Origin of the sequence: Geodermatophilus amargosae, assembly GCF_041028265.1 — a bacterium.
Taxonomy (GTDB): Bacteria; Actinomycetota; Actinomycetes; order Mycobacteriales; family Geodermatophilaceae; genus Geodermatophilus; species Geodermatophilus amargosae_A.
In genome coordinates this window covers 94937-120068 of record NZ_JABGCW010000014.1, presented here as the reverse complement: position 1 = coordinate 120068, position 25132 = coordinate 94937, and the positions used below count along the sequence as shown (strand labels likewise).

29 protein-coding genes are annotated in these 25132 nt (G+C 76.1%); 21 read left to right on the top strand and 8 right to left on the bottom strand.

Annotated features, from left to right (window positions below):
• The first annotated feature begins 389 nt into the window (after positions 1 to 389).
• The 6 genes from HLV61_RS17550 (at position 390) to HLV61_RS17525 (ending at position 7231) form a co-directional block, all read left to right on the top strand.
• Positions 390 to 905 (top strand): DUF427 domain-containing protein, encoded by a 516-nt coding sequence (locus tag HLV61_RS17550; protein ID WP_369257726.1) that lies wholly within the window; start codon positions 390 to 392, stop codon positions 903 to 905.
• Positions 906 to 1057: 152 nt separating this feature from the next.
• Positions 1058 to 2932 carry a glutamine--fructose-6-phosphate transaminase (isomerizing) gene (gene glmS, locus HLV61_RS17545; protein WP_369257724.1) on the top strand — a complete coding sequence of 625 codons (1875 nt, stop codon included), beginning with the start codon at positions 1058 to 1060 and terminating at the stop codon, positions 2930 to 2932.
• Between the two features lie 123 nt (positions 2933 to 3055).
• Entirely contained in the window at positions 3056 to 3451 is a 396-nt protein-coding gene (locus tag HLV61_RS17540; RefSeq protein ID WP_369257722.1) for a holo-ACP synthase, read from the top strand.
• Complete coding sequence (locus tag HLV61_RS17535; RefSeq protein WP_369257720.1) at positions 3448 to 4902, top strand: NAD(P)H-hydrate dehydratase; 1455 nt, start codon at positions 3448 to 3450, stop codon at positions 4900 to 4902. Before HLV61_RS17540 ends, HLV61_RS17535 begins: the two co-directional genes overlap by 4 nt.
• Positions 4899 to 6029, top strand: coding sequence for an alanine racemase (alr, locus tag HLV61_RS17530; RefSeq protein ID WP_369257719.1), 1131 nt, complete (start codon positions 4899 to 4901; stop codon positions 6027 to 6029). Before HLV61_RS17535 ends, alr begins: the two co-directional genes overlap by 4 nt.
• Positions 6029 to 7231 carry an alpha/beta fold hydrolase gene (locus HLV61_RS17525; protein ID WP_369257718.1) on the top strand — a complete coding sequence of 401 codons (1203 nt, stop codon included), beginning with the start codon at positions 6029 to 6031 and terminating at the stop codon, positions 7229 to 7231. The genes alr and HLV61_RS17525 overlap by 1 nt, the downstream gene beginning before the upstream one ends.
• A gap of 3 nt (positions 7232 to 7234) precedes the next feature.
• Here the strand turns inward: HLV61_RS17525 and HLV61_RS17520 are convergent, their stop codons facing one another.
• Positions 7235 to 7819: a TIGR04222 domain-containing membrane protein gene (locus HLV61_RS17520; protein WP_369257717.1), complete on the bottom strand. Its 585-nt coding sequence runs from the start codon at positions 7817 to 7819 to the stop codon at positions 7235 to 7237.
• Positions 7820 to 7888: 69 nt separating this feature from the next.
• On the opposite strand from HLV61_RS17520, the gene HLV61_RS17515 reads away from it, so the two are divergent.
• From HLV61_RS17515 to tsaD, 8 genes are read left to right on the top strand one after another with little or no spacing between them, the layout of a single operon-like run.
• The gene (locus tag HLV61_RS17515; RefSeq protein WP_369257715.1) at positions 7889 to 8521 is read left to right on the top strand and encodes a uracil-DNA glycosylase; all 633 of its coding nucleotides are present in this window, start codon (positions 7889 to 7891) and stop codon (positions 8519 to 8521) included.
• On the top strand, positions 8518 to 8970 hold the full coding sequence (gene tsaE / locus HLV61_RS17510) for a tRNA (adenosine(37)-N6)-threonylcarbamoyltransferase complex ATPase subunit type 1 TsaE (RefSeq protein WP_369257713.1): 453 nt from the start codon (positions 8518 to 8520) through the stop codon (positions 8968 to 8970). The genes HLV61_RS17515 and tsaE overlap by 4 nt, the downstream gene beginning before the upstream one ends.
• Positions 8967 to 9656, top strand: coding sequence for a haloacid dehalogenase-like hydrolase (locus HLV61_RS17505; protein ID WP_369257711.1), 690 nt, complete (start codon positions 8967 to 8969; stop codon positions 9654 to 9656). The genes tsaE and HLV61_RS17505 overlap by 4 nt, the downstream gene beginning before the upstream one ends.
• The gene (locus HLV61_RS17500; protein ID WP_369257709.1) at positions 9653 to 10162 is read left to right on the top strand and encodes a GNAT family N-acetyltransferase; all 510 of its coding nucleotides are present in this window, start codon (positions 9653 to 9655) and stop codon (positions 10160 to 10162) included. The genes HLV61_RS17505 and HLV61_RS17500 overlap by 4 nt, the downstream gene beginning before the upstream one ends.
• Complete coding sequence (locus tag HLV61_RS17495) at positions 10159 to 10569, top strand: NUDIX domain-containing protein (RefSeq protein ID WP_369257707.1); 411 nt, start codon at positions 10159 to 10161, stop codon at positions 10567 to 10569. The genes HLV61_RS17500 and HLV61_RS17495 overlap by 4 nt, the downstream gene beginning before the upstream one ends.
• Positions 10570 to 10580: 11 nt before the next feature.
• Positions 10581 to 11216: a tRNA (adenosine(37)-N6)-threonylcarbamoyltransferase complex dimerization subunit type 1 TsaB gene (gene tsaB / locus HLV61_RS17490; RefSeq protein ID WP_369257705.1), complete on the top strand. Its 636-nt coding sequence runs from the start codon at positions 10581 to 10583 to the stop codon at positions 11214 to 11216.
• Positions 11213 to 11665, top strand: coding sequence for a ribosomal protein S18-alanine N-acetyltransferase (gene rimI / locus HLV61_RS17485; protein WP_369257703.1), 453 nt, complete (start codon positions 11213 to 11215; stop codon positions 11663 to 11665). Before tsaB ends, rimI begins: the two co-directional genes overlap by 4 nt.
• Positions 11658 to 12695 (top strand): tRNA (adenosine(37)-N6)-threonylcarbamoyltransferase complex transferase subunit TsaD, encoded by a 1038-nt coding sequence (gene tsaD / locus HLV61_RS17480; protein ID WP_369257701.1) that lies wholly within the window; start codon positions 11658 to 11660, stop codon positions 12693 to 12695. Before rimI ends, tsaD begins: the two co-directional genes overlap by 8 nt.
• A gap of 25 nt (positions 12696 to 12720) precedes the next feature.
• On the opposite strand, the gene HLV61_RS17475 is transcribed toward tsaD, so the two are convergent.
• From HLV61_RS17475 to HLV61_RS17465, 3 genes are read right to left on the bottom strand one after another with little or no spacing between them, the layout of a single operon-like run.
• Positions 12721 to 13215 (bottom strand): Clp protease N-terminal domain-containing protein, encoded by a 495-nt coding sequence (locus HLV61_RS17475; protein WP_369257699.1) that lies wholly within the window; start codon positions 13213 to 13215, stop codon positions 12721 to 12723.
• Positions 13215 to 13457 (bottom strand): RNA polymerase subunit sigma-70, encoded by a 243-nt coding sequence (locus HLV61_RS17470; RefSeq protein WP_369257697.1) that lies wholly within the window; start codon positions 13455 to 13457, stop codon positions 13215 to 13217. The genes HLV61_RS17475 and HLV61_RS17470 overlap by 1 nt, the downstream gene beginning before the upstream one ends.
• 32 nt (positions 13458 to 13489) lie before the next feature.
• Positions 13490 to 14713, bottom strand: a complete 1224-nt coding sequence (locus tag HLV61_RS17465) for a class I SAM-dependent methyltransferase (protein ID WP_369257695.1) — start codon at positions 14711 to 14713, stop codon at positions 13490 to 13492.
• A 182-nt stretch (positions 14714 to 14895) separates the two neighbouring features.
• Between HLV61_RS17465 and groES the strand changes: the two genes are divergently transcribed.
• Positions 14896 to 15204: a co-chaperone GroES gene (gene groES / locus HLV61_RS17460; RefSeq protein ID WP_110005357.1), complete on the top strand. Its 309-nt coding sequence runs from the start codon at positions 14896 to 14898 to the stop codon at positions 15202 to 15204.
• A 106-nt stretch (positions 15205 to 15310) separates the two neighbouring features.
• Complete coding sequence (groL, locus tag HLV61_RS17455; RefSeq protein WP_369257693.1) at positions 15311 to 16954, top strand: chaperonin GroEL; 1644 nt, start codon at positions 15311 to 15313, stop codon at positions 16952 to 16954.
• A 69-nt stretch (positions 16955 to 17023) separates the two neighbouring features.
• Here the strand turns inward: groL and HLV61_RS17450 are convergent, their stop codons facing one another.
• Positions 17024 to 17473: a MarR family winged helix-turn-helix transcriptional regulator gene (locus tag HLV61_RS17450; RefSeq protein ID WP_369257691.1), complete on the bottom strand. Its 450-nt coding sequence runs from the start codon at positions 17471 to 17473 to the stop codon at positions 17024 to 17026.
• 49 nt (positions 17474 to 17522) lie between these two features.
• Between HLV61_RS17450 and HLV61_RS17445 the strand changes: the two genes are divergently transcribed.
• The gene (locus HLV61_RS17445; RefSeq protein ID WP_369257689.1) at positions 17523 to 18035 is read left to right on the top strand and encodes a hypothetical protein; all 513 of its coding nucleotides are present in this window, start codon (positions 17523 to 17525) and stop codon (positions 18033 to 18035) included.
• Positions 18036 to 18106: 71 nt separating this feature from the next.
• On the opposite strand, the gene HLV61_RS17440 is transcribed toward HLV61_RS17445, so the two are convergent.
• Positions 18107 to 18406 (bottom strand): WhiB family transcriptional regulator, encoded by a 300-nt coding sequence (locus HLV61_RS17440; protein ID WP_093578148.1) that lies wholly within the window; start codon positions 18404 to 18406, stop codon positions 18107 to 18109.
• 246 nt (positions 18407 to 18652) lie between these two features.
• On the opposite strand from HLV61_RS17440, the gene HLV61_RS17435 reads away from it, so the two are divergent.
• Positions 18653 to 19381, top strand: coding sequence for a response regulator transcription factor (locus HLV61_RS17435; protein ID WP_440284970.1), 729 nt, complete (start codon positions 18653 to 18655; stop codon positions 19379 to 19381).
• Between the two features lie 145 nt (positions 19382 to 19526).
• On the opposite strand, the gene HLV61_RS17430 is transcribed toward HLV61_RS17435, so the two are convergent.
• A complete protein-coding gene (locus HLV61_RS17430; RefSeq protein ID WP_369257687.1) occupies positions 19527 to 19922 on the bottom strand; it encodes a DUF5319 family protein in 396 nt (131 codons plus the stop codon).
• Between the two features lie 210 nt (positions 19923 to 20132).
• Here HLV61_RS17430 and guaB point away from each other — a divergent pair, with 210 nt between their 5' ends.
• Genes guaB through guaA form a run of 3 tightly spaced genes read left to right on the top strand, consistent with a single transcriptional unit; the run spans position 20133 to position 24366 of the window.
• A complete protein-coding gene (gene guaB / locus HLV61_RS17425) occupies positions 20133 to 21650 on the top strand; it encodes an IMP dehydrogenase (RefSeq protein WP_369257685.1) in 1518 nt (505 codons plus the stop codon).
• 2 nt (positions 21651 to 21652) lie between these two features.
• On the top strand, positions 21653 to 22804 hold the full coding sequence (locus HLV61_RS17420; RefSeq protein ID WP_369257683.1) for a GuaB3 family IMP dehydrogenase-related protein: 1152 nt from the start codon (positions 21653 to 21655) through the stop codon (positions 22802 to 22804).
• Positions 22804 to 24366, top strand: a complete 1563-nt coding sequence (gene guaA, locus HLV61_RS17415) for a glutamine-hydrolyzing GMP synthase (RefSeq protein ID WP_369257681.1) — start codon at positions 22804 to 22806, stop codon at positions 24364 to 24366. The genes HLV61_RS17420 and guaA overlap by 1 nt, the downstream gene beginning before the upstream one ends.
• On the opposite strand, the gene HLV61_RS17410 is transcribed toward guaA, so the two are convergent.
• Entirely contained in the window at positions 24329 to 25072 is a 744-nt protein-coding gene (locus tag HLV61_RS17410; protein ID WP_369257679.1) for a helix-turn-helix transcriptional regulator, read from the bottom strand. The two genes, guaA and HLV61_RS17410, sit on opposite strands and share 38 nt — an antisense overlap.
• Between the last annotated feature and the right edge of the window lie 60 nt (positions 25073 to 25132).

Genomic DNA, 25132 nt, shown 5'->3' with positions numbered 1-25132 from the left:
CCCGGACCGGGGCGCTGCCCCGGACGATCCTGTGCCCGACCGTCCAGGCGGGAGGGACGCCGTGACCGTGCGGATGCGGGACCCGCTCGCCGGGGCGCTCGACCAGCTGCGGTACGAGCCGACGACGAAGCAGGTACCGGCCGAGGCCGACGGCGCGGTCGTGGCGCGGACCGAGCGCGCGCTGCTGGTCTGGGAGCCGCGCCGCGTGGTGCCGGCGTACGCCGTCCCGGCCGATGACCTGCCCGCGGGACTCGCCGCCGCACCGGGTCCGGCCGCGCTGGACGCGCCCGCCGGCACCGGCTCCGCCCTCCCCGACGTGACGGCACTGCGGGTGCTCGACCCGCGGGTCCCCTTCGCGGCGCACAGCACCCCCGGGGGAGCCGGTCGGGGTGCGGGTGCCGGGCAGCGACCGCGTCGTCGAGGGCTCCTGCCCGGCCGACCCCGCGCTGGCCGGGTACGTCGTCCTGGACTTCGACGGTCCCGACGCCTGGTACGAGGAGGACGAGCCGCTGCACGGACACCCGCGTGACCCCTTCCACCGGATCGACGTCCGGGCCGGCTCCCGGCACGTCCGGGTGTCCTCGGGCGGGCGGCTGCTCGCGGAGTCCACCCGGCCGCGACTGGTGTTCGAGACCCTGCTGCCGGCCCGCTGGTACCTGCCCGCCGAGGACGTCACCGCCACCCTGGTGCCCAGCGACACACGGACGTGGTGCGCCTACGAGGGCGAGGCGAGCCACTGGTCGGCGGAGACCGGGGACGGACTCGTCCGGGACGCCGTGTGGAGCTACCGCGACCCCCTGCCCGACGCCGCGCAGCTGCGCGACCTGCTCTGCTTCTCCGACGAGCGCGTCGACGTCGCCGTCGACGGCGTGAACCGCTCCCGCCCGGTCACCCCCTGGTCCTGACCCGGGCGTCGGTCCGGCGGGTGGCGGCCGGAGGCCTCCGCGTCCCGGGGCGTCGCAGGACGGCGATGTCGCTGTGACGGATGGTGCGGCCCGACCGTGTCCCGGACGCGAGTGGACGGATCGGTCCGCCTCCGCCGGTACCCTCTGTCCACATGTGCGGCATCGTGGGTTACGTCGGTCCCCAGAACGCCCTGGACGTCGTCCTGGAGGGCTTGCGCCGGCTCGAGTACCGCGGATACGACTCCGCGGGTGTGGCCGTCCGGGTGGGCGGCGCCGACTCCGGTGAGCTGACCTCGGCCAAGAAGGCGGGCAAGCTGGCCAACCTGGAGAAGGCCCTGGCCGACTCCCCGCTGCCCGAGGCGACGCTGGGCATCGGCCACACCCGGTGGGCGACGCACGGTGGTCCCACCGACCGCAACGCCCACCCGCACCTGTCCGCCGACGGCCGGGTCGCCGTCATCCACAACGGGATCATCGAGAACTTCGCCGCGCTGCGCGCCGAGTGCGAGGCCGCGGGGATCGAGATGGTCTCCGAGACCGACACCGAGGTCGTCGCCCACCTGCTGGCCGCCGCCTACGACGAGCAGCCCGACGGGCCCGGCCGGTTCGCCGACGCGATGCGCGCGGTGAGCCGCCGGCTCGAGGGGGCCTTCACCCTCGTGGCCGCGCACGTCGACCAGCCCGACACGCTGGTCGCCTCCCGCCGCAACAGCCCGCTGGTGGTCGGCGTCGGCGACGGCGAGTACTTCCTGGGCTCCGACGTCGCGGCGTTCATCGCCCACACCCGGGAGGCCCGCGAGCTCGGCCAGGACCAGGTCGTCGAGATCGACCGCGCCCGCGGCCTGAGCGTCACCGACTTCGACGGCGCCCCGGTCGAGCCGGTCGCCTACACCGTCGACTGGGACGCCGCGGCCGCCGAGAAGGGCGGTCACGACTGGTTCATGCTCAAGGAGATCGCCGAACAGCCCCAGGCGGTCGCCGACACCCTGCTCGGCCGCCTCGGCGAGGACGGCGAGCTGATCCTCGACGAGGTGCGGCTGTCCGACCAGGAGCTGCGCGACATCGACAAGATCTTCGTCGTCTCCTGCGGCACCTCCTACCACGCCGGGCTGATCGCCAAGTACGCCATCGAGCACTGGACCCGCATCCCGGTCGAGGTCGAGGTGGCCAGCGAGTTCCGCTACCGCGACCCGGTGCTGGACCGCTCCACGCTCGTCGTCGTCATCAGCCAGTCCGGCGAGACGATGGACACCCTCATGGCGCTGCGCCACGCCAAGGAGCAGAAGGCGCGCGTGCTGGCCATCTGCAACGTCAACGGGTCGACCATCCCGCGCGAGTCCGACGCGGTGCTGTACACCCACGCCGGCCCGGAGATCGCCGTCGCCTCGACCAAGAGCTTCCTGGCGCAGATCGTCGCCTGCTACCTGGTCGGCCTATTCCTCGCCCAGATCCGCGGCATCAAGTACACCGACGAGGTCGCCGCGATCGTCCACGAGCTGCAGCGGCTGCCCGAGGCCGTCGGGCAGGTGCTGACCCAGATGGAGCCGGTGCGCGAGCTGGGCCGGTCGCTGGCCGACGCCGGCACGATCCTGTTCCTCGGCCGCCACGTGGGCTTCCCGGTGGCGCTGGAGGGCGCGCTCAAGCTCAAGGAGCTCGCCTACATCCACGCCGAGGGCTTCGCCGCCGGCGAGTTGAAGCACGGCCCGATCGCGGTCATCGACCAGGGCACCCCGGTGGTGGTCATCGCGCCGTCGCCGCGCGGGCGCAGCCTGCTGCACGGCAAGGTCGTCTCCAACATCCAGGAGATCCGGGCCCGCGGCGCGCGCACCATCGTCATCGCCGAGGAGGGCGACGAGGACGTCGTCCCCTACGCCGACCACCTGATCCGGGTGCCGCGCACGCCGACCCTGCTCGCCCCGGTCGTCACCACGGTGCCGCTGCAGATCCTCGCCTGCGAGATCGCCGACACCCGCGGGTTCGACGTCGACCAGCCGCGCAACCTGGCCAAGAGCGTCACCGTCGAGTGAGGGCCCGCAGCAGGATCAGGTGACCTGGTCGTGCTGCGTCCGGGCTCACGGTCGACGGTGAGCCAGGACGCTCCACGGGAAGCCAGGACGGCGGGCCGGGCGGGCGCACGGCAGACTGAGCCGGTGATCGTCGGGGTCGGGATCGACGTGGTCCCCGTGGCCCGTTTCGCCGAGTCGCTGGAGCGCACCCCCGGGCTGCGCGACCGCCTGTTCACCGCCGAGGAGCAGACGACACCCTCCGGGGGCGCCCGCACCGCGGAGTCGCTGGCCGCGCGGTTCGCCGCCAAGGAGGCCGTGGCCAAGACGCTCGGCGCACCCGGAGCCCTGCGCTGGCACGACGCCGAGGTGACCGTCGGCGACCACGGCCGCCCGCACCTCGCGGTGCGCGGCAGCGTGGCGCAGCGGGCGGCCGACCTGGGCATCACCAGCTGGCACCTCTCGCTCAGCCACGACGGCGGCATCGCCTCGGCGGTGGTCGTCGCCGAGGGTGGGGTCGCGCAGAGCGGGAGTCCCCGGTGATCGGGTTGTCGACGGTCGCCGAGGTGCGCGCCGCCGAGGACGTGCTCCTGGCCCGCACCCGCGAGGGCGCTCTCATGCAGCGGGCGGCCACCGGCCTGGCCGCCGTCTGCCTGCGGCTGCTCGGCCGGGCGCACGGCACGCGGGTCACCGCGGTGGTCGGCGGCGGCAACAACGGCGGGGACGCGCTGTTCGCCGGCGCGCACCTCGCCGCCCGCGGCGCCCGGGTCACCGCCGTCCTGCTCGATCCCGCGCGCGCGCACCCCGCCGGGCTCGCCGCGCTGCGCCGGGCCGGTGGGCGGGTGGCCGGCCCCGGCGACCCCGACGGGCTCGACCGAGCCGACCTCGTCCTCGACGGGATCGCCGGCATCGGCGGCCGCGGTGGGCTGCGGCCGGAGGCGGCGCGGCTGGCGGAGCGCGCGGCCACCGGCCCGGGGATCGGAGTCGCCGTCGACGTCCCGAGCGGGGTGGACGCCGACACCGGCGCGGTCGAGGGCGCGGCCTTCCCCGCCGTCCACACCGTGACCTTCGGCGCGGTCAAGCCCGGCCTCGTCGTGGGGGAGGGGCGCGGGTACGCCGGCACGGTGCACCTGGTCGACATCGGCCTCGGCCCGCACCTGACCCGGCCGCGCGCACACCAGCTCACCGACGACGACGTCGCCGCGCACCTCGAGCCGCCCGGCGACGGCGACGACAAGTACTCCCGCGGCGTCGTCGGCATCGTCGCGGGCTCGGCCGCCTACCCCGGTGCCGCCGTGCTGTGCACCGGCGCCGCCCTGCGCACCCGCCCCGGCCTGGTCCGCTACGCCGGGACCGCCGCCGACGGCGTGCGCGCCTCCTGGCCCGAGGCGATCGTCACCGACGCCCGCCCCCGCGACGCCGGCCGCGTGCAGGCCTGGGTGGTCGGCCCCGGCGCGGGCACCGACGACGACGCCCGCAGCGTGCTGGCCGAGGTGCTGGCCACCGACCTGCCCGTGGTGGTCGACGCCGACGCGCTCACGCTGGCCGCCCGCGAGCCCGACCTGGTGCGGAGGCGCAGCGCGCCCACCGTGCTCACCCCGCACGACCGCGAGTTCGAGCGCTTCGGTGTCCCGGTGGGCGCCGACCGCATCGGCAGCGCCCGGCGGCTGGCCACCGACCTGGGCGCCGTCGTGCTGCTCAAGGGCAACGCCACCGTCGTCGCCGACCCCGACGGGACGGCGTTCGTCAACGCCACCGGCACCACCGAGCTGGCCACCGCCGGCACCGGCGACGTCCTCTCCGGGATCCTCGGCGCCCTGCTCGCCAGGGGCACCCCGCCCGCCGAGACGGCCGCGGCGGCCGCGCACCTGCACGGCCGCGCCGGGCAGGTCGCGAGCGAGACCGGGCCGCTGATCGCCGGCGACCTGGTGAGGCGGCTCTCCGCGACCGTGGGCCGGGTGCGCGGCCCGGGCCTGCGAGACTCGGAGGCGTGAGCGAACCCCGGGCCGAGGTGGTCGTCGACCTCGACGCGATCGCGGCGAACACCGCCGTGCTGCGCGGGCGGGTCGGCCGGCCGCTCATGGCGGTGGTCAAGGCCGACGGCTACGGGCACGGGCTGGTGCCCGCCGCCCGGGCGGTGCTCGCCGGGGGCGCCGACGCGCTCGGGGTCGCCGTCCTCGAGGAGGCGCTCGCGCTGCGCGCCGCCGGGGTGAGCGCGCCCCTGCTGGCCTGGCTGCACGCGCCCGGCACCGACTTCGCGCCCGCGCTGGCCGCCGACGTCGAGGTGTCGGTCAACGCGGAGTGGGGCCTCGCCGAGGTGGTCGCCGCCGCCCGCGGCACCGGCCGGACCGCGCGGCTGCACCTGTTCGCCGACACGGGGCTGTCCCGCGAGGGCGCCACGACGGCCGACTGGCCCGGTCTGGTCGCCGCGGCCGCCCGCGCGCAGGCCGACGGCGAGGTCGAGGTGGTGGGCCTGTGGAGCCACATGGCCTACGCCGACGCCCCCACCCACCCGACGATCGGCGCGCAGGTGCGGCTCTTCGAGGAGGCCGTGGGGATCGCCCACGACGCCGGGCTGCACGGGCGCCGCCACCTGGCCAACTCCGCGGCCACCGTGGCCCTGCCGGACACCTGGTACGACATGGTCCGCCCCGGGATCGCCCTCTACGGCCTCGACCCGCTCGGCGGCGACGCCGGCGTCCACGGGCTGACGCCGGCGATGACCGTGCGCGCGCGGGTGGCGCTGACCAAGCGGGTGCCCGCGGGCGCCGGCGTCTCCTACGGCCACACCTACACGACCGACGCCGAGACCACGCTCGCGCTGGTCCCGGTCGGCTACGCCGACGGCGTGCCGCGGGCCGCGGGCAACCGCGCGCCGGTCCTCGCCGGCGGCGCGCAGCGCACCATCGCCGGGCGGGTCTGCATGGACCAGTTCGTCCTCGACGTCGGCGACGCGGCCGTGGCGCCGGGCGACGAGGTGGTCCTGTGGGGCCCCGGCGACCGCGGTGAGCCGACCGCGCAGCAGTGGGCCGACGCGGTCGACACCATCCACTACGAGCTGGTGACCCGGGTCGGCGGGCGTTTCACGCGCCGCCACGTCGGGTCCGCGGGGGCGATCTGATGGCACGCGGCAGCGGACCGGCGCGCTCGGGCGTGACCGGCGCGCTGGAGCGGCACCCGGCGGTCGGGATCGCCGGCGCCGTCGTCGGCCTGGCGGCGGCCACCACCGCCGTCGGCGTGGCCGTGGCCCGGATCGCCACCCGGCGGGTGCGCGCCGACCGGGTCAGCCCGACGGGCGCGCTGCCGGAGGGCGCCAGCGACGCCGAGCTGCGCGAGGACGACCCGCTCGGTGCCGCGTCGCGCCGGGCCGACCGCACCGCCCTGGTCCAGGCCGAGGACGGCGTGCTGCTGGCGGTGGAGGAGATCGGCCCGCTGGACGCGCCGCTGACCGTCGTCTTCGTGCACGGGTACACGCTGTCGATGGCGTCGTGGACCTACCAGCGGCGCTCGCTGGGCGCGGAGCTGGCCACCGCCAACGGGCACCGCCCCGGGGCCCGGCTGGTGTTCTACGACCACCGGGGCCACGGGTCCTCCTCGCGCGGCCCGGCCGAGCACTCGACGATCGAGCAGCTCGCCCACGACCTGCGCACCGTGCTCGCCGCGCGGGTCCCCGAGGGGCCGGTCGTACTGGTCGGGCACTCGATGGGCGGCATGACGGTCATGGGCCTGGCCGACGTCGCCCCGGAGCTGTTCGGCACGAAGGTCGTCGGCGTCGCGCTGGTGTCCACGTCGAGCGGCAACCTCGCCGACCTCAGCTTCGGCATGCCCGAGTTCCTCACCCGCGTGCGGGCCGCGGTGCTGCCGATCGCCGCGTTCACCATGCGCCGCCGCCCGGCGTTCGCCGAGCGCACCCGCCGGCTGGCCGCCGACGTCGTCTCGGCCGCCACCCGCTCGCTGTCCTTCGCCTCGACCGACGTCGACCCGCGGCTGGGTCGCTACGTGGACTCGATGATCGGCGGCACCCCGGTCGACGTGATCGCGGAGTTCTACCCGGCGCTGGCCGGCCTCGACGAGACCGGCGCGCTGCCGCCGCTGCGGCGCGTCCCGACGCTGGTGCTCACCGGCGACACGGACCGGATGATCCCCCGGGAGCACAGCGACACCCTCGTGGAGCTGCTCGGCGGGGAGGGGCCGATGGTCGAGTTCGTGGTCGTCCCGCAGGCCGGCCACCTGGTCCCGCTGGAGCGGCCCGAGGAGGTCACCCGCGCGCTGGCCGGCCTGCTCCGCCGGGTCGCCGCCACGACCGCGCGCGTCCGCGACTGAGGCTCAGCCCCGGGCGTCGACCGACCGGCCGAGCAACTCGTCGCGGGTCCGCTGCGCGACCTCGCAGCCGTCGGCGAAGGACAGCACCCACGGCGACACGCCGCTGTCCGGGAGCACCGGCCGCCGCGGTGGCTCCAGGACCGCCGCGCGCAGCGCCGGGTCGGTGAGGTGCCCCGGCCCCAGGAGCGCGGCGTGCAGCACGGGCCCGACGTCGGCGGCCCGGGCGCGCTCGAGCACCTGGCGGCCCGCAGCGGTGGGACCGAGGAACCGGCCGAGCAGGCGCTCGGCGCGCAGCTGCCGGACCATCCCGGCGATCCGCTCGTCGGCCTCGGCGCGCCAGTGCACCGTCTCCACCGAGCGCCGCCCGCGGGCGCCGACCGCGTCGAGGACCGCGGCCTCGACCGGGTGCCGGCGCCGCGGCTCGACCACCTGCAGCTCCCCGGGGGCGACCGCGCGGACGCGGCCGGTGACCACCAGCGCCACCAGCGCCGTGTCGACCACCCGGTGCGGGCCTCCTGCGAGACACGCGACGTCGTACACGTCCGGCTGCGTCATGGCGGCTCCTCCCGGTCGGGCCCCGCGGGTCAACGGTGACAGGCCGCGGCGGGGAGGGGAAGCCCGCGGGCCGCGTCCGATCGGCCGCCGTAGGGTCGGCGCGTGGCCGCTCCCCGTCCGCCCCGCGTCGATGCCGCGGCCGAGGAGGTCGCTGCCACCGCCGCGGCGGCCGCCGACTGGCCCGCCCTCGCCGCGGCCGCCACGCCCTGCGTGGCCTGCCCCGAGCTCGCCGCCACCCGGCAGCACGTCGTCGTCGGTGATCCCCCGCGCGGGGGGCGGGCGCGGTTCGCGCTGATCGGGGAGGCTCCCGGCGCGACCGAGGACGACACCGGCCGGCCCTTCGTGGGGAAGTCGGGGCAGCTGCTGGACCTGCTGCTCGCCGAGGCCGGCCTCGACCGCGCCGAGGCCGCGGTGCTCAACATCGTGAAGTGCCGCCCGCCGGGCAACCGCACCCCCAAGACGCCGGAGGTGGCCCGCTGCAGCGGCTGGCTGCGCCGCCAGCTCGAGCTGCTCGACCCGCCCGTCGTCGTCGCGCTCGGGCTGTCGTCGGCCAAGTGGTTCCTCGGGCCGCGGACCAAGCTGGGCGAGGCCCGCGGCCGGCCGCACGACGTGGGCGGCCGGGCGGTCTGGGCCACCTACCACCCGTCGGCGGCCATCCGGTTCGGCCCGGCCGGGGCGCCGCGGGCCGGGCTGCTGGAGGACCTGACGTCGGTGGCGCGGAGCCTGGCGCCGTGAGGCGCGAGCACGTGCTGCCCACCGTCGACGACACCCGGGCGCTGGGAGCGGCGCTGGCCGGCGTCGTCGCGCCGGGGGACCTGGTCGTGCTCACCGGTCCGCTGGGTGCCGGCAAGACCGCGCTGACCCAGGGGCTCGGCGCGGCGCTCGGCGTCGGTGAGCCGGTCACCTCGCCGACGTTCGTCATCGCCCGCGTGCACCGCGGCGGGCGGCTGCCGCTCGTGCACGTGGACGCCTACCGGCTCGGCAGCGTCGCCGACGTCGACGACCTGGACCTCGATGCCTCGACCGAGGAGTCGGTGACCGTGGTCGAGTGGGGTGCCGGGCTGGTCGAGCGGCTGGCCGACGAGCACCTGGAGGTCCGGCTCGACCGCCGCGACGACGACGACGTCCGGACGGCCGTGCTGGTGCCCCACGGGCCGGGCTGGGTGGCCCGGCTGGACCCGTGAGCTCCCCGGACCGGCGGGCGGTCGCCGTCTTCGACCTGGACGGGACCCTCGTCGCCGGGGACTCCTTCGGCGGCTTCCTCCGGCACCTGCTCACCCGGCGGCCGGCCCGCCTGGTCGTGGCGCTGCTCACCGCGCCGGCCTGGGGACCTGCCCTCGCCGTCGGCCGCCTGCGCGTCCCCGCCGAGCGCTGGCTGGTCTGGCTGGCCACCGTGGGCCTCGACGCCGACCGGTTCGCCGCGGCGGCGCAGGCGTTCGCCGCCGACCACGCGGGTGCGGCCGGCGGGCGGACCGCGGAGGCCGCGGTCACCCGGCTCCGCGACCACGCCGGCCGCGGCGACCGGGTGGTCGTGGCCACCGCCTGTGCCCTGCCGCTGGCGACCGAGGTGTGCCGGGTGATCGGGCTCGAGGACGTCGAGCTGGTGGCCTCCGACCTGCGGCGGACCCGGTGGGGGCCCCCGGCGCGCACGGTCCCGGCACGGGGGGAGGGCAAGGTGCAGGCGCTGTGTGCCGCCGGTGTGCCGCTGCCGCTGGACCACGCCTACTCCGACAGTGCCTCGGACCTGCCGTTGCTGCGCGCCGCGCGCGTCCCGCACGTGGTCGACCCCTCGCCGCGGGACCTGGCGAGGCTGCGGGCGGAACTCGGTCCCGACGTCGAGGTGCTGCGCTGGGCGCGGCGACGCGTATGAGCGTCCGGGTCGAGGTCCTCGCGCTGTCGCAGCCGGTGTTCACCGCGCTTGCCGACGGCGACCTCGCCGCTGCGGACGCCGCCGCCCCGGTGCCGCTCCCGCCGGCCTTCGCCGACCACGACTGGGCGCCGGTCTGGCGGATGCGGGCGGAGCAGGTGGCCGCCGACCCCCGCGTCGCCGCGTGGGTGACCGGCGTGGTGCGCGACGCCGACAGCGGGCTGGTGGTCGGCCGCGCCGGTTTCCACGGCCCACCCGACGCCCGCGGCATGGTCGAGATCGGCTACGCCGTGCTGCCCGAGCACCGGCGCCGCGGTTACGCCCGCGCCGCCCTGGCGGTGCTGCTGGACCGCGCCCGCCGGGCGCCGGACGTGCGGGTGGTCCGTCTGTCGATCGCCCCGGGCAACGTGGCCTCACTGGCGGTGGCGCGGCCGTTCGGCTTCCGCGCGGTGGGGGAGGAGGTCGACGAGGTCGACGGCCTCGAGACCGTGTACGAGCTGGACGTGTGACCGTGCACCGCGTCGTCGCGGGCGTGCTCGTCCGGGACGACCGGGTGCTGCTGGGCCACCGGTCGCCGTCGCGCCGCTGGTACCCCGACGTGTGGGACGTCGTCGGCGGGCACGTCGAGCCGGGGGAGGACGAGCGGACCGCCCTGCTCCGCGAACTGCGCGAGGAGATCGGCGTCGAGGCGACCGAGGTGGACGACGAGCCGGTGCTGCGGGTCGAGGACGGCGGGCTGTCGCTGACGGTCCACGCCGTGCGCGCCTGGGAGGGGGAGCCGCGCAACGCCGAGCCCGAGGAGCACGACGAGCTGCGCTGGGTCTCGGCGGCCGAGGTGCGCGGGCTGCGCCTGGCGCACCCGTCCTACGTGGGCCTGGTGCAGCGGCTGGTCGGGCCCGGCGCGGCCGCGGACTAACCTGGCGTCCCGTGCTCGTCCTCGCCCTCGACACCGCGACCCCGACGCTGGTCGCCGGGGTCGCCCGCCGGTCGGGCACCGACGTCGAGGTGCTCGCCGAGCGGGCGGTCCCCTCGGGCAACCGGCACGCCGAGCTGCTGGTCCCCGCCGTGCGGGAGGCCCTCGCCGCGGCCGGCCTGGCCCTCGCCGACGTCGACGCCGTCGTCGCGGGCCTCGGCCCCGGGCCGTTCACCGGCCTGCGGGTCGGCGTCGTCACCGCCGCGGCCCTCGCCGACGCGCGCGGCGTCCCCGCCGTCGGCGTCTGCTCGCTCGACGCGGTCGGCTCGGGGGCGCGCACCGTGGTCACCGACGCCCGCCGCAAGGAGGTCTACTGGGCCGCCTACGACGCCGACGGCGCACGGGTGGACGGCCCCGGCGTCGTCCGCCCCGAGGACGCGCGGCTGACCGGCCCGCTGGTCGGCGACCCGCGGTTCGCCGAGCGGATCGGGGCGCCGGTGGAGGCCGCCGAGGTGACCACGGCCGGGCTGCTGCGTGCCGCGGCGGCCCTGCTCGACGACCCGTCGTCCGCCGGGCCGCTGGTGCCGCTGTACCTGCGCCGGCCCGACGCCGTCCCGCCGACGTCGTTCAAGCCGGTGACGACGTCGTGAGCGCGCGGCTGCGGCCGATGCGGCTGGCCGACCTCGACGCCGTCCTGGCGCTGGAGGAGGAGCTCTTCGCGCCCGACACCTGGACCCGCGCGATGTACCGCGACGAGCTCGCCCGCACCGACACCCGGCACTACCTGGTCGCCGAGGACGAGGGGACGGTCGTCGGCTACGCCGGGCTGATCGCCTACGACGACGAGGCGCACGTGGCCACCATCGGCGTCGCCACCGGCCGGCAGGGGGAGGGCATCGGCGCGCGGCTGCTCGACGCGCTGCTGGCCGAGGCCGACCGGCGCAGCCCCGTGGTGCTGCTCGAGGTGCGGGCCGACAACGAGCTCGCCCAGGGCCTCTACCGGCGGCGCGGGTTCACCGAGATCGGCCGGCGGCGCGGCTACTACCAGCCGAGCAACACCGACGCGGTCGTGATGAGGCGGGAGGTGCTGCATGGCTGATGAGCCCCTGGTCATCGGGTTCGAGACCTCGTGCGACGAGACCGGCGTCGGGATCGTCCGCGGGCACACGCTGCTGGCCGACGCGCTCGCCACCTCGATGGCCGAGCACGAGCGCTTCGGCGGCGTGGTGCCCGAGATCGCCTCGCGGGCGCACCTGGAGGCGATGGTGCCGACCGTGCACCGCGCGCTGGCCGAGGCGGGGGTGTCCGCCTCCGACGTCGACGCCGTCGCCGTCACCGCGGGGCCCGGGCTCACCGGGGCGCTGCTGGTCGGGCTGGCCGCCGCGAAGGCGTACGCGCTGGCGCTCGACAAGCCGCTGTACGGGGTCAACCACCTGGCCGCGCACGTCGCCGTCGACGAGCTGCAGCACGGGCCGCTGGCCGAGCCGTCGCTGGCGCTCCTGGTCTCCGGCGGGCACAGCTCGCTGCTGCTGGTGCCCGACCTCGCGCAGGAGGTGACCTCACTGGGCCGCACGATCGACGACGCCGCCGGCGAGGCCTTCGACAAGGTCGCCCGCGTGCTCGGCCTGCCCTTCCCCGGCGGCCCGCCGATCGACCGCGCCGCCCGCGAGGGCGACCGGTCGGCCATCGGCTTCCCCCGCGGGCTCACCGGCCCCCGCGACGCGCCCTACGACTTCAGCTTCTCCGGCCTGAAGACCGCCGTGGCGCGCTGGGTCGAGGCCCGGCGGAGGGCCGGCGAGCCGGTGCCGGTGGCCGACGTCGCGGCGTCGTTCCAGGAGGCGGTGGCCGACGTGCTGACCGCCAAGGCGGTGCGCGCCTGCCGCGACCACGGCGTGGACCACCTGGTGCTCGGCGGGGGAGTGGCGGCCAACTCGCGGCTGCGCGCGCTGGCCGAGGAGCGCTGCGCCGCGGCCGGGATCGTGCTGCGGGTGCCCAGCCCGCGGCTGTGCACCGACAACGGCGCGATGGTCGCCGCGCTCGGCTCGCGACTGGTCGCCGCCGGCGTCGCGCCGTCGGCCCCCGATCTCGGTGCCGACAGCTCCCTGCCGATCGACGTCGTCAGCCGATAGCGGCAGAGATGGCCGTTCCTGCCGCCTAGCCGACGTCGTGGGCGGCGTCGTGGGCGGCGTCGCGGAGCCGCTCGCGGTCGACGCCGAGGGCCGACAGTGCCCGGGCGGCGGTGCCGCGCTCGAGGTCGCACACCGCGGCGACGACGTGCGCGCCGCGCAGCGGGGAGCGGGCCGCCTCGGCCGCCGCCACGGCCTCGCGGAAGACCTGCTGGGCCTGCGGCGTCGAGCGCATGGGCCCGGTGGCCGGGCCGCGCAGCGCGGGCTCACCGGCGTCCGCCCCGACGCCGACCGACGCGAGCGCGGTCGCGTGGGCGGTCTCGACGGCCGCCCGCAGCCGGTCGGCGTCGACGCCGACCCGGGCGAGGGCGGCGGACGCCGTGCCGTCGGGCAGCGCGGTGGCGGCCAGCAGCAGGTGCTCGGGCCCCGGCGTCCGCTCGCCACTGCTGCGCGCCTCGGCCTCGGCGCCGGTCAGCAGTGCCCGCACCGTGCGCAGGTCCCGTAGCGCGGTGACGATCCCCATCAGCCAGTCCTCTCCGGTCGGTGCCCGCGCCGCGCGCGGACCTCGGTGGCGAACCTCTTGTGGGCGGCCTGCGCGCTGATGCCGAGGGCCTCGCCGACCTGGGCCCACGTCCAGCCCCGGCCGACCGCCTCGGCCACCGCCTCCACCTCGAGCCGGCTCGCGAGCCGGCGCAGGGCGACGACGGCGGCGAGCGCCGCCTCCGGGTCCTCGGGACCCGGCACCGTCACCGGTCCGCCTGCCACGGGCATCAACCTAGGTTGATGCGCCGGATTCGTCAACCTGGGTTGATGGCGCACACGAGGGCGGTGGGCGCGCCGGCCACGCGGGTGACGACGACGGTCGCCGTCCCCGCGCCCGGGCCGCGCAGCTGCCGGGCGAGGGACTCGGGCTCGATCGCCGACCCGCGCTTCTTGACCACCACGCGGCCGACGCCGCGGTCCCGCAGCAGCGCCTTGAGCTTCTTGAGGTTGAACGGCAGCACCTCGTCGACCCGGTACGAGCTCACCCACGGGCTCCCGGCCCGCTCGTCGGAGGTCAGGTAGGCGATCGTCGGGTCGACCAGCGTGGCGCCGAGCTCCGCGGCCACCAGGGACACCAGTCCCGAGCGGATGACGGCGGGGTCGGGCTCGTGCAGCCAGGCGCGCACCGGGCCGGCGTCGGCGGGGCCGGGATCGGCGTCGGCGGTCAGCTCGTGCGCCGTCCCCTCGCGGACGACGGTCGCCCGCCGCCACGTCGCCGACACCGCGCGGCCCCACAGCAACGCCTCGACGATCGACCCGCGCACCGACACCCACTCGGCCTCGACGCCCTCGGGGATGCGATCGTGGTCCAGGCCCGGCGCCACCTTGACCACCGCGCGCGGGACCCGGTCGAGCAGCGCGGTCACCGTGGACCACGGCGGCGACCAGCGGTCGGGGTCGAGCTGCCGCCTCCCGCCGGCCCGCCGGGCGGGGTCGAGGACGGCGGCGCCGCAGCCGGCCACCTCCCCGCCGCGGGCGGCCGCCACCAGCTCGACGACGTCGCCGGCGACCACCCACACGTCGTCGTCCACCCCGAGGGCGGCGGTGTTGGCGGCGGTCAGCTCCCGGGCCACCGGGTCGCGGTCGACGGCGAGCACCCGCGCGCCGGCCCGGGCGAGGGCCACGGTGTCCGTGCCGGCCGCGCAGCCGAGGTCGGCGGCGGAGTCGGTGCCGTCGGCGAGCAGCCGGGCGGCGCGGCGGGCGGCGAGCTCGGGGCGGCCGGCCTGCTCGAGGGTGTCGGCGGTGAGGAACAGCCGGTCGGCGTCGGCGCCGAACGCCGGCCGGGCCCGCTCCCGCAGCCGGGCCAGCTCCCACGCCGGGCCGGCCAGCTCCGGGCCGACCTCCGTGCGCAGCCGCGCCACCCCGGTCAGCACGTCGGCGCCCTCGGCGAGCAGGGCCGCGGCACGCGCCGTCGCCGCGCTCCCCTCGGGCCCGCGGAGCAGCGCGAGGACGGCCGTGTCGGCGGGCTGGTCGGGCACGCGCTCAGCCTCCCGCAGACAGCGCTCCACCGGACCGGCGACCCGGTTGAGCGGCTGGCACTCTCATGGGTAGAGTGCCAATCGACACGGGCAGGTGCCTGACCCCCGCGACGGCAGGCCCGGCCCCCGTGCCACAGCATGCGAAACCACCCGCCGTCCGATCCCGAAGGGGGCGTCACCTCGTGACGACCGCTACCAAGGTCAACATCAAGCCGCTCGAGGACCGCGTCGTCGTCCAGGCCAACGAGGCCGAGACCACCACCGCCTCCGGCCTGGTCATCCCGGACACCGCCAAGGAGAAGCCGCAGGAGGGCACGGTCATCGCCGTGGGCCCCGGCCGCATCGACGACAACGGCAACCGCGTCCCGCTCGACGTCAACGTCGGTGACGTCGTCATCTACTCGAAGTACGGCGGCACCGAGGTCAAGTACGCCGGCGAGGAGTACCTCGTGCTCTCCGCCCGCGACCTGCTCGCCGTCGTGGAGAAGTGACCCCACTTCCCCGCTAGATCTCCCCGACCGCCCCGGCGACCCGTACTGACCGGGTCCCGGGGCGGTCGTCGTCCTCCCCCGTAGAGATCCTGATCGGAAGGGCCCCATGGCCAAGATCATCAAGTTCAACGAGGATGCCCGCCGCGCGCTCGAGCGCGGCGTGGACAAGCTCGCCGACACCGTCAAGGTGACGCTCGGCCCGCGCGGGCGCAACGTCGTCCTCGACAAGAAGTTCGGCGCCCCGACCATCACCAACGACGGCGTCACCATCGCCCGCGAGGTCGAGCTCGAGGACCCGTACGAGAACCTCGGCGCGCAGCTGGCCAAGAACGTCGCCACCAAGACCAACGACGTCGCCGGTGACGGCACCACCACCGCCACCGTGCTGGCCCAGGCCCTCGTCAAGGAGGGCATGCGCAACGTCGCCGCCGGCGCCAACCCGATGGAGCTCGGCCGCGGCATGCGCGCCGCCGTCGACGCGGTCAGCAAGGCCCTCGACGAGGTCGCCATCCCGGTCGACGACCAGTCGGCCATCGCCGGCGTCGCGACCGTCTCCGCACAGGACGCCGAGGTCGGTCAGCTGATCGGCGAGGCGATGGAGAAGGTCGGCAAGGACGGCGTCATCACCGTCGAGGAGAGCAACACCCTCTCCACCGAGCTCGACGTCACCGAGGGCCTGCAGTTCGACAAGGGCTACCTCTCGCCCTACTTCGTCACCGACCAGGAGGCCATGGAGGCCGTCCTGGAGGACACCCTCGTGCTGCTGGTGCAGGGCAAGGTCAGCTCGCTGGCCGACCTGCTGCCGCTGCTGGAGAAGGTCCTCGGCTCGGGCGCCCGTCCGCTGCTGATCGTCGCCGAGGACGTCGAGGGCGAGGCGCTGTCCACCCTCGTCGTCAACTCGATCCGCAAGACGATCCGCGTCGTCGCGGTCAAGTCGCCCTACTTCGGCGACCGCCGCAAGGCGTTCATGACCGACCTCGCCATCGTCACCGGCGGCCAGGTCGTCAGCGAGGACGTCGGCCTCAAGCTCGACCAGGTCGGCCTCGAGGTGCTCGGCACCGCCCGGCGCGTCACCGTCACCAAGGACACGACCACGGTCGTCGACGGCGGCGGCACGGCCGGCGCGATCTCCGACCGGGTCGCCCAGATCCGCCGCGAGATCGAGGACACCGACTCCGACTGGGACCGCGAGAAGCTGCAGGAGCGGCTGGCCAAGCTCGCCGGCGGGATCGGCGTCATCCGGGTCGGCGCGGCCACCGAGGTCGAGCTCAAGGAGCGCAAGCACCGCATCGAGGACGCCATCGCCGCCACCCGCGCCGCGGTGGAGGAGGGCGTCGTCCCCGGGGGTGGCTCGGCGCTCGTGCACGCCGCCGCCGCGATCGACGCGCTGGACCTCTCCGGTGACGAGCTGACCGGCGCGCGCGCCGTGCGGCGCGCACTGGAGGCCCCGCTGGCCCGCATCGCCGACAACGCCGGCCTCGAGGGCCGCGTCGTCGTCAGCAGGGTCCGCGACCTCGGGGTCGGCAACGGCTTCAACGCCGCCACCGGCGAGTACGGCGACCTGGCCGCCCAGGGCGTCATCGACCCGGTCAAGGTCACCAAGGCCGCGCTGGGCAACGCGGTGTCGATCGCCGCGATGATCCTCACCACCGACTCCGCCGTCGTCGAGGCGCCGGAGGAGGAGCACGACCACGCGGGGGCCGGGCACCACACGCACGGCCACTCGCACGGTCACGGCCACAGCCACTGAGGGAGGCCCCCGGCCAGGGGCTGACGAGAGGGCCGGTCCGGCGTCTGCCGGGCCGGCCCTCTCGGCGTGTCAGGCCGGGGGAGTCCCGTCGAGCGCCGCGAGCAGCCGCCGGAGCACCTCGCGGCAGGCCAGCAGCTCCTCCGCGGAGGTGCCCGCCGCGTCCAGCACGCGGACCCGGTCGGCGTCACCCCGCCCGACCAGGGTGGCCAGGACCTGCCGTCCCGGGTCGGTGACCGCCAGCAGGGGGGCGGTGCGGTGGTCGGGGTTGGCCGCCCGGCTCACCAGGCCGTCGGTGAGCAGGTCGTCGGCGACCCGCTGCACCGACTGGCGGGTCAGGCCGAGCCGGCGCGCCACCGTCGCCACCGTCGCCGGCGCCCCGGACAGCACGCTGAGCACGTGCCACCGCGCGGTGGTCTGGCCGGTCGTCGCGGCGATCGCCTCGCTGGTGCGGCGGGAGACCCCGGCCAGCTCGTAGACGTCGGCGACGAGCAGCCGATAGGCCTCCTGGACGTCGGTCATGATGACAGCCTACTGTCAGCTGGACAGCAGGCTGACGGAGGAGGGCACCGTGCTGTACGACGTCCTGCACACACCGGAGCCGGCCGGCACCGACGACGACCTGGCGCCGTTCGGCGGGTTGACCGGCGCCTGGCGGCTGTCCTGGTCCGGCCTCGAGCCGGACGGCACCTGGTCGACGGCGGTGGGGGAGCTGCACGTGGGGCGGGTCCTCGGCGGCCGGGCGGTGCAGGACGTGTGGATCGTGCCCGGCCCGGGGGAGCCGGGCGCCGGCGTCCCCCCGCGCGCCTTCCACGGGACGACGGTCCGCTTCCCCGATCCGCACCGGCCCGGTACGTGGCGCTCCACCTGGATGGACCCGGTCAACGGGCGGGTCCGCCGCTTCACCGGGCGGCCCACCGGCGACGGCGGGGTGGTCCTGCTCAGCGACGACGAGGAGCCGTGGCTGCGCTGGCGCTTCTCCGACGTCGGGCCCGACGCCTTCACCTGGTCGGCCGAGACCTCGCACGACGCGGGGCGCACGTGGGTGCACGACGAGGTGATGAGGGCGCACCGCACGGCCTGACCCCGCACGAACGACGGGAGGGCCGGTCCAGCGGCTGCTGGACCGGCCCTCCCGGGGTCTTCAGGGGGTGCTCAGACCCCCGCGGCGACGGCGGCGGGCTCCGCGGCGATCAGCCGGGCCCGCTCCTCCTCGCTCATGCCGCCCCACACGCCGTAGGGCTCCCGGACGCTCAGCGCGTGCTTCAGGCAGGCCTCGACGACCGGGCACTTGCCGCAGACGGCCTTGGCGGCGGCCTGGCGACGCGCACGGGCGGGGCCGCGCTCGCCGTCGGGGTGGAAGAACAGCGCGGTGCTCTCACCACGGCAGGAGCCGTGCAGCTGCCAGTCCCACACCTCGGCGACGGGCGTCGGGAGACGGCGGATGTCGGCCATGTCGGTCCTCCTCGGCTCAGTGCGAGCCGGAGGGGGCGGTCCGGTCGCAGGGTGCCGGTGCCCGAGGGTCACGGAGGTCAAACACACCGGGATCGAGCATTTTCCCGGTCCCCGTCTCCCTCCGCAGGGTGATCACGGGTGTTCCCCTCGGTCACAGCCGGTCATGGTGGTTTCCAGGCCGGAGCCGTTCCGGGTCTCGGGACGACCCGGGTGCCCTCCACGGCCGGGGGAGACGAGGAGCACAGCGTGATCGACGACAGGATGCGCGGTCCGGGTCAGGGGACTACGACCGTGTGGGTGTACGACGAGCGCCGTCGGGTCCGTGACGACGTCGCCGGCCGCCTGGTGGCCCTGCCCTTCGTGGGCCGGGTCGAGGTCGTCGGGGACGCCGCCGCGCTCGTGCAGCGCCTGGCCACCCGGCAGCCGGACGTGCTGCTGGTCGGCACGCAGCGCGCCGTGGACACCGGCCTCACCGTTGCCAGCCAGGTCATCCGGAACCACCCCCGCGTCCCGGTGCTCGTGCTGGGTGCGCCCGACGACGCCGAGACGGTGCGCGCGGCGGTCGCCGTCGGGGCCCGCGGGTACCTCCGCTGGGACGCCAGCGCCCTCGAGATGGGCCTGGGCCTGTCCCGGGTCGGCCTGCGCGCCGACGGCCGCCCGCCGCAGCCCTCGCCGGTGCCGCTGGCCTCGGTCGGCGCGCCCGCCCCGGCCTGGGCCACGCCGCTCAACGGCACCGGGCCGCGCGCGGTCAGCACGACCGTCCGCGAGGCCCCGCCGGCCGTCACCCTGTCCATGCGCGAGATGCAGGTGCTCACCGGCATGAGCCAGGGCAAGAGCAACGCCCAGATCGGCCGGGAGCTCTACCTCTCCGAGGACACCATCAAGACCCACGCCCGCCGGCTGTTCCGCAAGCTCGGCGCCAAGGACCGTGCCGAGGCGGTCGCGACGGGGTTCCGCCGCGGCATGATGACCTGAGCTCGACGAGGACGCACCGAGGGGCCCTTCCGGGATCCGGAGGGGCCCCTCGGCGCGTTCCCGAGGGGGGTGGCCCTGCGGGAGCGGCTCGGCGCAGGTCGGGACGGCACCCGGCCGCGGTGCGGTCCGGTAGGACCGCGTTGACTCAGTCCTCGCGGGCGTGGCGGCCGCTCCGGCCGGAGCCGGGCTCCTCGCGCTCGGCCACCGCGGCCACCCCGTCGGCGTAGCCGCTGGCGTAGTCCCAGCTGACGTAGTCGTCGGGGTCGGGGTCGAACGGCGGCTCGTGCCGGCCGGTCTGCCCCTCCTCCAGCAGCTGGCGCAGGTTGGCCTGCATCAGCGCCCAGTCGACGTGGTGCTCCTCGTCGCAGTCGGGGCAGTCGACGACGATGCCCTTGATGCCGGTGGGCTCGAGCAGCGTGCGGAAGACCTCGAGCTCGGCCAGGTCGTCGAGGACGCCGGCCCGCTCCTCCATCGACAGCGGTGGCGGGTCCGACGGTGCGTCGAAGTCGGGCCCCGGGGCGTCGTCGTCGAACGGGCTCACGGGTGCCTCCTGCCTCGGGACTGGCGGCGCGGTCGTCCCGGCCCGGACCCGCGGGCTCGCGCGTCCGGAGGACCACGGTAACCGCCTCCGCCGACGGTTCCCACGCCCAGCGCCCGGCGGCGTCCGGCCGCAGGAGTGCCCGGCCTACGATCGGGGACGGTTCCCGCACCTCTGCCGGGGGCTGACCCGACGGAGAGGGTGGCGGCGATCATGCAGCCCGACGACCGGATCTCCGAGCTGCCGGCGAAGTTCGCCCCGCTCGGCCTCACCTACGACGACGTGCTGCTCATCCCCGGCGAGTCCGACGTCGTCCCGGCGGAGGTCGACACCAGCAGCCGGCTGACCCGCGGCATCCGGATCGCCGTCCCGCTGCTGTCCAGCGCGATGGACACCGTCACCGAGGCCCGCATGGCCATCGCCATGGCGCGGGTCGGCGGCGTCGGCGTGCTGCACCGCAACCTCGCCGCCGAGGAGCAGGCCGGGCAGGTCGACCTGGTCAAGCGCTCCGAGGCCGGCATGGTCACCAACCCGGTCACCTGCTCGCCGGACAACACCCTCGCCGAGGTCGACGCGCTGTCCGGGCGGTACCGCATCTCCGGCGCCCCGGTGGTCGACGACGAGGGCGTGCTCATCGGCATCGTCACCAACCGCGACATGCGCTTCGAGACCGACCCGCACCGGCTGGTCCGCGACGTCATGACGAAGATGCCGCTGGTCACCGCCCCGGTGGGCGTCGACGCCGACACCGCGCTGCGGCTGCTGTCCCAGCACAAGATCGAGAAGCTGCCGATCGTCGACGACGCCGGGCGGCTGCGCGGCCTCATCACGGTCAAGGACTTCGTCAAGCGCGACCAGTACCCGGACGCCACCAAGGACGCCGACGGCCGGCTGGTCGTGGGCGCGGCGCTCGGCGTCGGTGAGGACGCCTACAAGCGAGCCGGGCTGCTGGTCGACGCCGGGGTCGACGTGCTCGTCGTCGACACCGCGCACGGTCACCAGCGCGCGGTGCTCGACATGGTCGCCCGGGTGAGGAAGGACTTCGGCGGCGACGGCGGTGTGCAGGTGGTCGGCGGCAACGTGGCCACCCGCGCCGGGGCGCAGGCGCTGGTCGACGCCGGCGCCGACGCGGTGAAGGTCGGCGTCGGCCCGGGCTCGATCTGCACCACCCGCGTGGTCGCCGGGGTCGGCGTCCCGCAGATCAGCGCCATCTACGAGGCGAGCCTCGCGTGCAGGCCGGCCGGTGTGCCGGTCATCGCCGACGGCGGCCTGCAGTACTCCGGCGACATCGCCAAGGCCCTGGTCGCCGGCGCCGACACCGTGATGATCGGCGGCCTGTTCGCCGGGGTCGAGGAGGCCCCGGGCGAGCTGGTCTTCATGAACGGCAAGCAGTTCAAGACCTACCGCGGCATGGGGTCCCTCGGGGCCATGCAGAAGCGCGGCGACCAGTCCTTCAGCCGGGACCGGTACTTCGCCGACGACGTCCTCTCCGACGACAAGCTCGTCCCCGAGGGCATCGAGGGCCAGGTGCCCTACCGCGGCCTGCTGGCCACGGTCGCCCACCAGCTCGTCGGCGGCCTGCGCGCCTCGATGGGCTACGCGGGCGCGGCCACCGTCGCCGACCTGCAGGAGCGCGGCCGGCTCACGCGCATCACGTCGGCCGGGCTGACCGAGAGCCACCCGCACGACATCCAGATGACCGTCGAGGCCCCGAACTACCGAGGACGCTGACGATGCCCGCCCGCGACACCGTCGAGATCGGCCTCAACCGCTTCGCCCGCCGGGGCTACGACCTCGACGAGGTCTCGATCGTCCCCTCCCGCCGCACCCGCGACGTCGACGACGTCTCCACGGCCTGGCAGATCGACGCCTTCCGCTTCGACATCCCGCTGGTCACCAGCCCCAGCGACGCCGTCGTCAGCCCGGCGACGGCGATCGCCGTCGGGCAGGCCGGCGGCCTCGGGGTGCTCAACGCCGAGGGGCTCTGGACCCGCTACGACGACCCGCTGCCGGTCTACCGGCAGCTCCGGGACGCCGCCGCCGAGGCGCCGCCGCCGGTGGCGCTCCTGCAGCAGGTCTACGCGGAGCCGGTGAAGCCGGACCTCATCACCGCCCGGATCAAGGAGATGCGCGACGCCGGCGGGACCACCGCGGTGCGGGTCTCGCCGCAGCACACCGAGCAGCTCGCGCCGGCCGTGCTCGCCGCCGGCGTCGACCTGCTGGTCATCCAGGGCACGATCGTCTCCGCCGAGCACGTGACCACCCAGGGCGCGGCGCTCAACCTCAAGTCCTTCATCGCCGACCTCGACGTGCCGGTGATCGTGGGTGGGGCGGCGAACTACACGACGGCGCTGCACCTCATGCGCACCGGCGCGGCCGGCGTGGTCGTCGGCGTGGGCGCCGACAGCTTCTCCACCGGCGACGCCGTCATGGGCATCCGCGTGCCGCTGGCCAGCGCGATCGCCGACGCCGCGGCCGCACGCCGGGACTACCTCGACGAGACCGGCGGCCGGTACGTGCACGTCATCGCCAACGGCCGGATCGAGACCAGCGGCGCGATCGCCCGGGCGCTGGCCTGCGGTGCCGACGCCGTCCAGCTCGGCGAGCCGCTGCGCTCGGCGAAGGAGGCCCCGGCCGGCGGCGTCTGGTGGGACTCGGTGGCCGCGCACCCGCGGCTGCCCCGCGGCGGGACGTCGGCGCCGGTGCCGGCCCGGGGGTCGCTGGAGCAGCTGCTGCTCGGCCCCGCGGAGACCTCCGACGGGCGCACCAACCTCTTCGGCGCGCTGCGCCGCACCATGGCCAAGACCGGCTACCGCGACCTCAAGGAGTTCCAGCGCGTGGACCTGGTGATCGGCGGCCGGTCGACCTCCCCCGACGCCGGCTGATGGACTTCCCGACCGTCCTCGTCGTCGACTTCGGCGCGCAGTACGCCCAGCTCATCGCCCGGCGCATCCGCGAGGCCGGCGTCTACTCCGAGATCGTCCCGTCGAGCGTGCCGGCCGAGCAGGTCATCGCCCGCGAGCCCGCGGCGATCGTGCTCTCCGGCGGCCCGTCCAGCGTCTACGCCGAGGGCGCCCCGCAGGTCGACCCGGCGCTGTTCGAGGGCGGCGTCCCCGCCTTCGGCATCTGCTACGGCTTCCAGGCCATGGCCCAGTCGCTCGGCGGCACCGTGGCGCACACCGGCGACCGCGAGTACGGCGGCACGCCGCTGACGGTCACCACCGGCGGCCGGCTGTTCGGTGACCTGCCCGTGCAGCAGTCGGTGTGGATGAGCCACGGCGACGCCGTCAGCACCCCGCCGCCCGGGTTCACCGTCACCGCCACCTCCACCGGTGCGCCGGTCGCGGCGTTCGAGGACGTCGACCGGCGGCTGGCCGGCGTGCAGTTCCACCCGGAGGTGCGGCACACCGCGCACGGGCAGACCGTGCTCGAGCACTTCCTCTTCGACATCGCCGGCCTCGTGCCGACCTGGACGATGAGCAACGTCGTCGACGAGCAGGTGGCCGCGATCCGGGAGCGGATCGGGGACCGCCGGGCGCTGTGCGCGCTGTCGGGCGGTGTCGACTCCGCGGTGGCCGCCGCGCTCGTGCAGCGGGCCATCGGCGACCGGCTCACCTGCGTGTACGTCGACCACGGGCTCATGCGCGAGGGCGAGACCGAGCAGATCGAGCGGGACTTCGCCGAGGTCACCGGCGCGGACCTGCGGGTGGTCGACGCCAGCGGGCAGTTCCTGTCCGCGCTGGCCGGCGTCAGCGACCCGGAGCAGAAGCGCAAGATCATCGGCCGCGAGTTCATCCGGGTGTTCGAGCAGGCCGCGACCGACGTCGTCGCCGACGCCCAGGCGCACGGCGAGACCGTCGACTTCCTGGTGCAGGGGACGCTCTACCCCGACGTCGTCGAGTCCGGCGGCGGCACCGGGACGGCGAACATCAAGAGCCACCACAACGTCGGCGGCCTGCCCGAGGACCTGCAGTTCACCCTCGTCGAGCCGCTGCGGACGCTGTTCAAGGACGAGGTGCGCGAGGTGGGCCGGCAGCTCGGCCTGCCCGACCGGCTGGTGCAGCGCCAGCCGTTCCCCGGCCCGGGGCTCGGCATCCGCATCGTCGGCGAGGTCACCCGCGAGCGGCTCGACGTGCTGCGGAGGGCCGACGCGATCGCCCGCGAGGAGCTCACCGCGGCGAAGTCGGACACCGAGATCTGGCAGTGCCCGGTGGTGCTGCTCGCCGACGTCCGCTCGGTCGGCGTCCAGGGCGACGGCCGCACCTACGGCCACCCCGTGGTGCTGCGGCCGGTGTCCAGCGAGGACGCGATGACCGCCGACTGGACCCGGCTGCCCTACGACGTCCTGGCGCGGATCTCCACCCGCATCACCAACGAGGTGCCCGAGGTCAACAGGGTCGTCCTCGACGTCACGAGCAAGCCGCCCGGCACCATCGAGTGGGAATGACGGCCCACTCGCCGTCCGCCTGGCGGACGGCGTGGGCGTCGGGGGGCGGGGTGCCGTAGGCGGCGGCGTCGCGTTCGGGTGCGGCCTCCGGGGTGAGGGCGGCCGCCTCGATGCGGTCCCACCGGAACCAGCGCGGGGCGTCGCGCTCGCGGCACCAGCCGACCAGGTACCAGCGGTCGCCGGTGCGGACCAACAGGTGCGGCTCCACCCGCCGGCGCGACGTCGTCCCCCCGCGGTCGCGGTAGGTGATCGCGACGACGCGGCGGCCGGCCAGCGCCTGCTCCACCACCGGCGCCGGGTCGGGGCGGCCGTCCGCGCGCGACCGCACCCACACCCGCCCGCCGAGCCGCTCGGCCTCCGCGCGGGCCTGCGGGCCGAGCACGTCGAGCACCTTCTCCAGCGCCGCGCGGCCGTCGACGGCGAACGGCGCGTCCGACGCCCCGGCCAGCGCCACGGCGACCGCGACGGCCTGCGCCGGCGTGAGGTTGACCGGCGGGAGCGTGGCCGCCGCGTCGAGCACGTAGCCGCCCCCGGGACCGGCGCTCGCCCAGATCGGGACGCCGGCCTGCTGCAGCGCGCCGACGTCGCGTTTGACGGTGCGTGGGGAGACCTCCAGCCACGCCGCCAGCCGCTGCGCCGTGCGCCCGCGCGGTCCGGCCCGGCGCAGCTCCTCGGTCAGCGCGTGCAACCGGTCGGTGCGGTTCACGCTCCGGATCCTCGCAGGAGACGGTGACAGGACGGTGTCACCGGCCCTCCGTCACCGTGG

Coding starts and splice junctions, on each gene's coding strand:
- HLV61_RS17500 (WP_369257709.1), top strand. CDS start 9,653: ATGAGCGTCCGGGTCGAGGTCCTCGCGCTGTCGCAGCCGGTGTTCACC.
- HLV61_RS17420 (WP_369257683.1), top strand. CDS start 21,653: ATGCCCGCCCGCGACACCGTCGAGATCGGCCTCAACCGCTTCGCCCGC.
- groL (WP_369257693.1), top strand. CDS start 15,311: ATGGCCAAGATCATCAAGTTCAACGAGGATGCCCGCCGCGCGCTCGAG.
- HLV61_RS17475 (WP_369257699.1), bottom strand. CDS start 13,215: ATGGGGATCGTCACCGCGCTACGGGACCTGCGCACGGTGCGGGCACTG.
- HLV61_RS17525 (WP_369257718.1), top strand. CDS start 6,029: ATGGCACGCGGCAGCGGACCGGCGCGCTCGGGCGTGACCGGCGCGCTG.
- HLV61_RS17440 (WP_093578148.1), bottom strand. CDS start 18,406: ATGGCCGACATCCGCCGTCTCCCGACGCCCGTCGCCGAGGTGTGGGAC.
- guaA (WP_369257681.1), top strand. CDS start 22,804: ATGGACTTCCCGACCGTCCTCGTCGTCGACTTCGGCGCGCAGTACGCC.
- tsaD (WP_369257701.1), top strand. CDS start 11,658: ATGGCTGATGAGCCCCTGGTCATCGGGTTCGAGACCTCGTGCGACGAG.
- HLV61_RS17450 (WP_369257691.1), bottom strand. CDS start 17,473: ATGACCGACGTCCAGGAGGCCTATCGGCTGCTCGTCGCCGACGTCTAC.
- guaB (WP_369257685.1), top strand. CDS start 20,133: ATGCAGCCCGACGACCGGATCTCCGAGCTGCCGGCGAAGTTCGCCCCG.
- glmS (WP_369257724.1), top strand. CDS start 1,058: ATGTGCGGCATCGTGGGTTACGTCGGTCCCCAGAACGCCCTGGACGTC.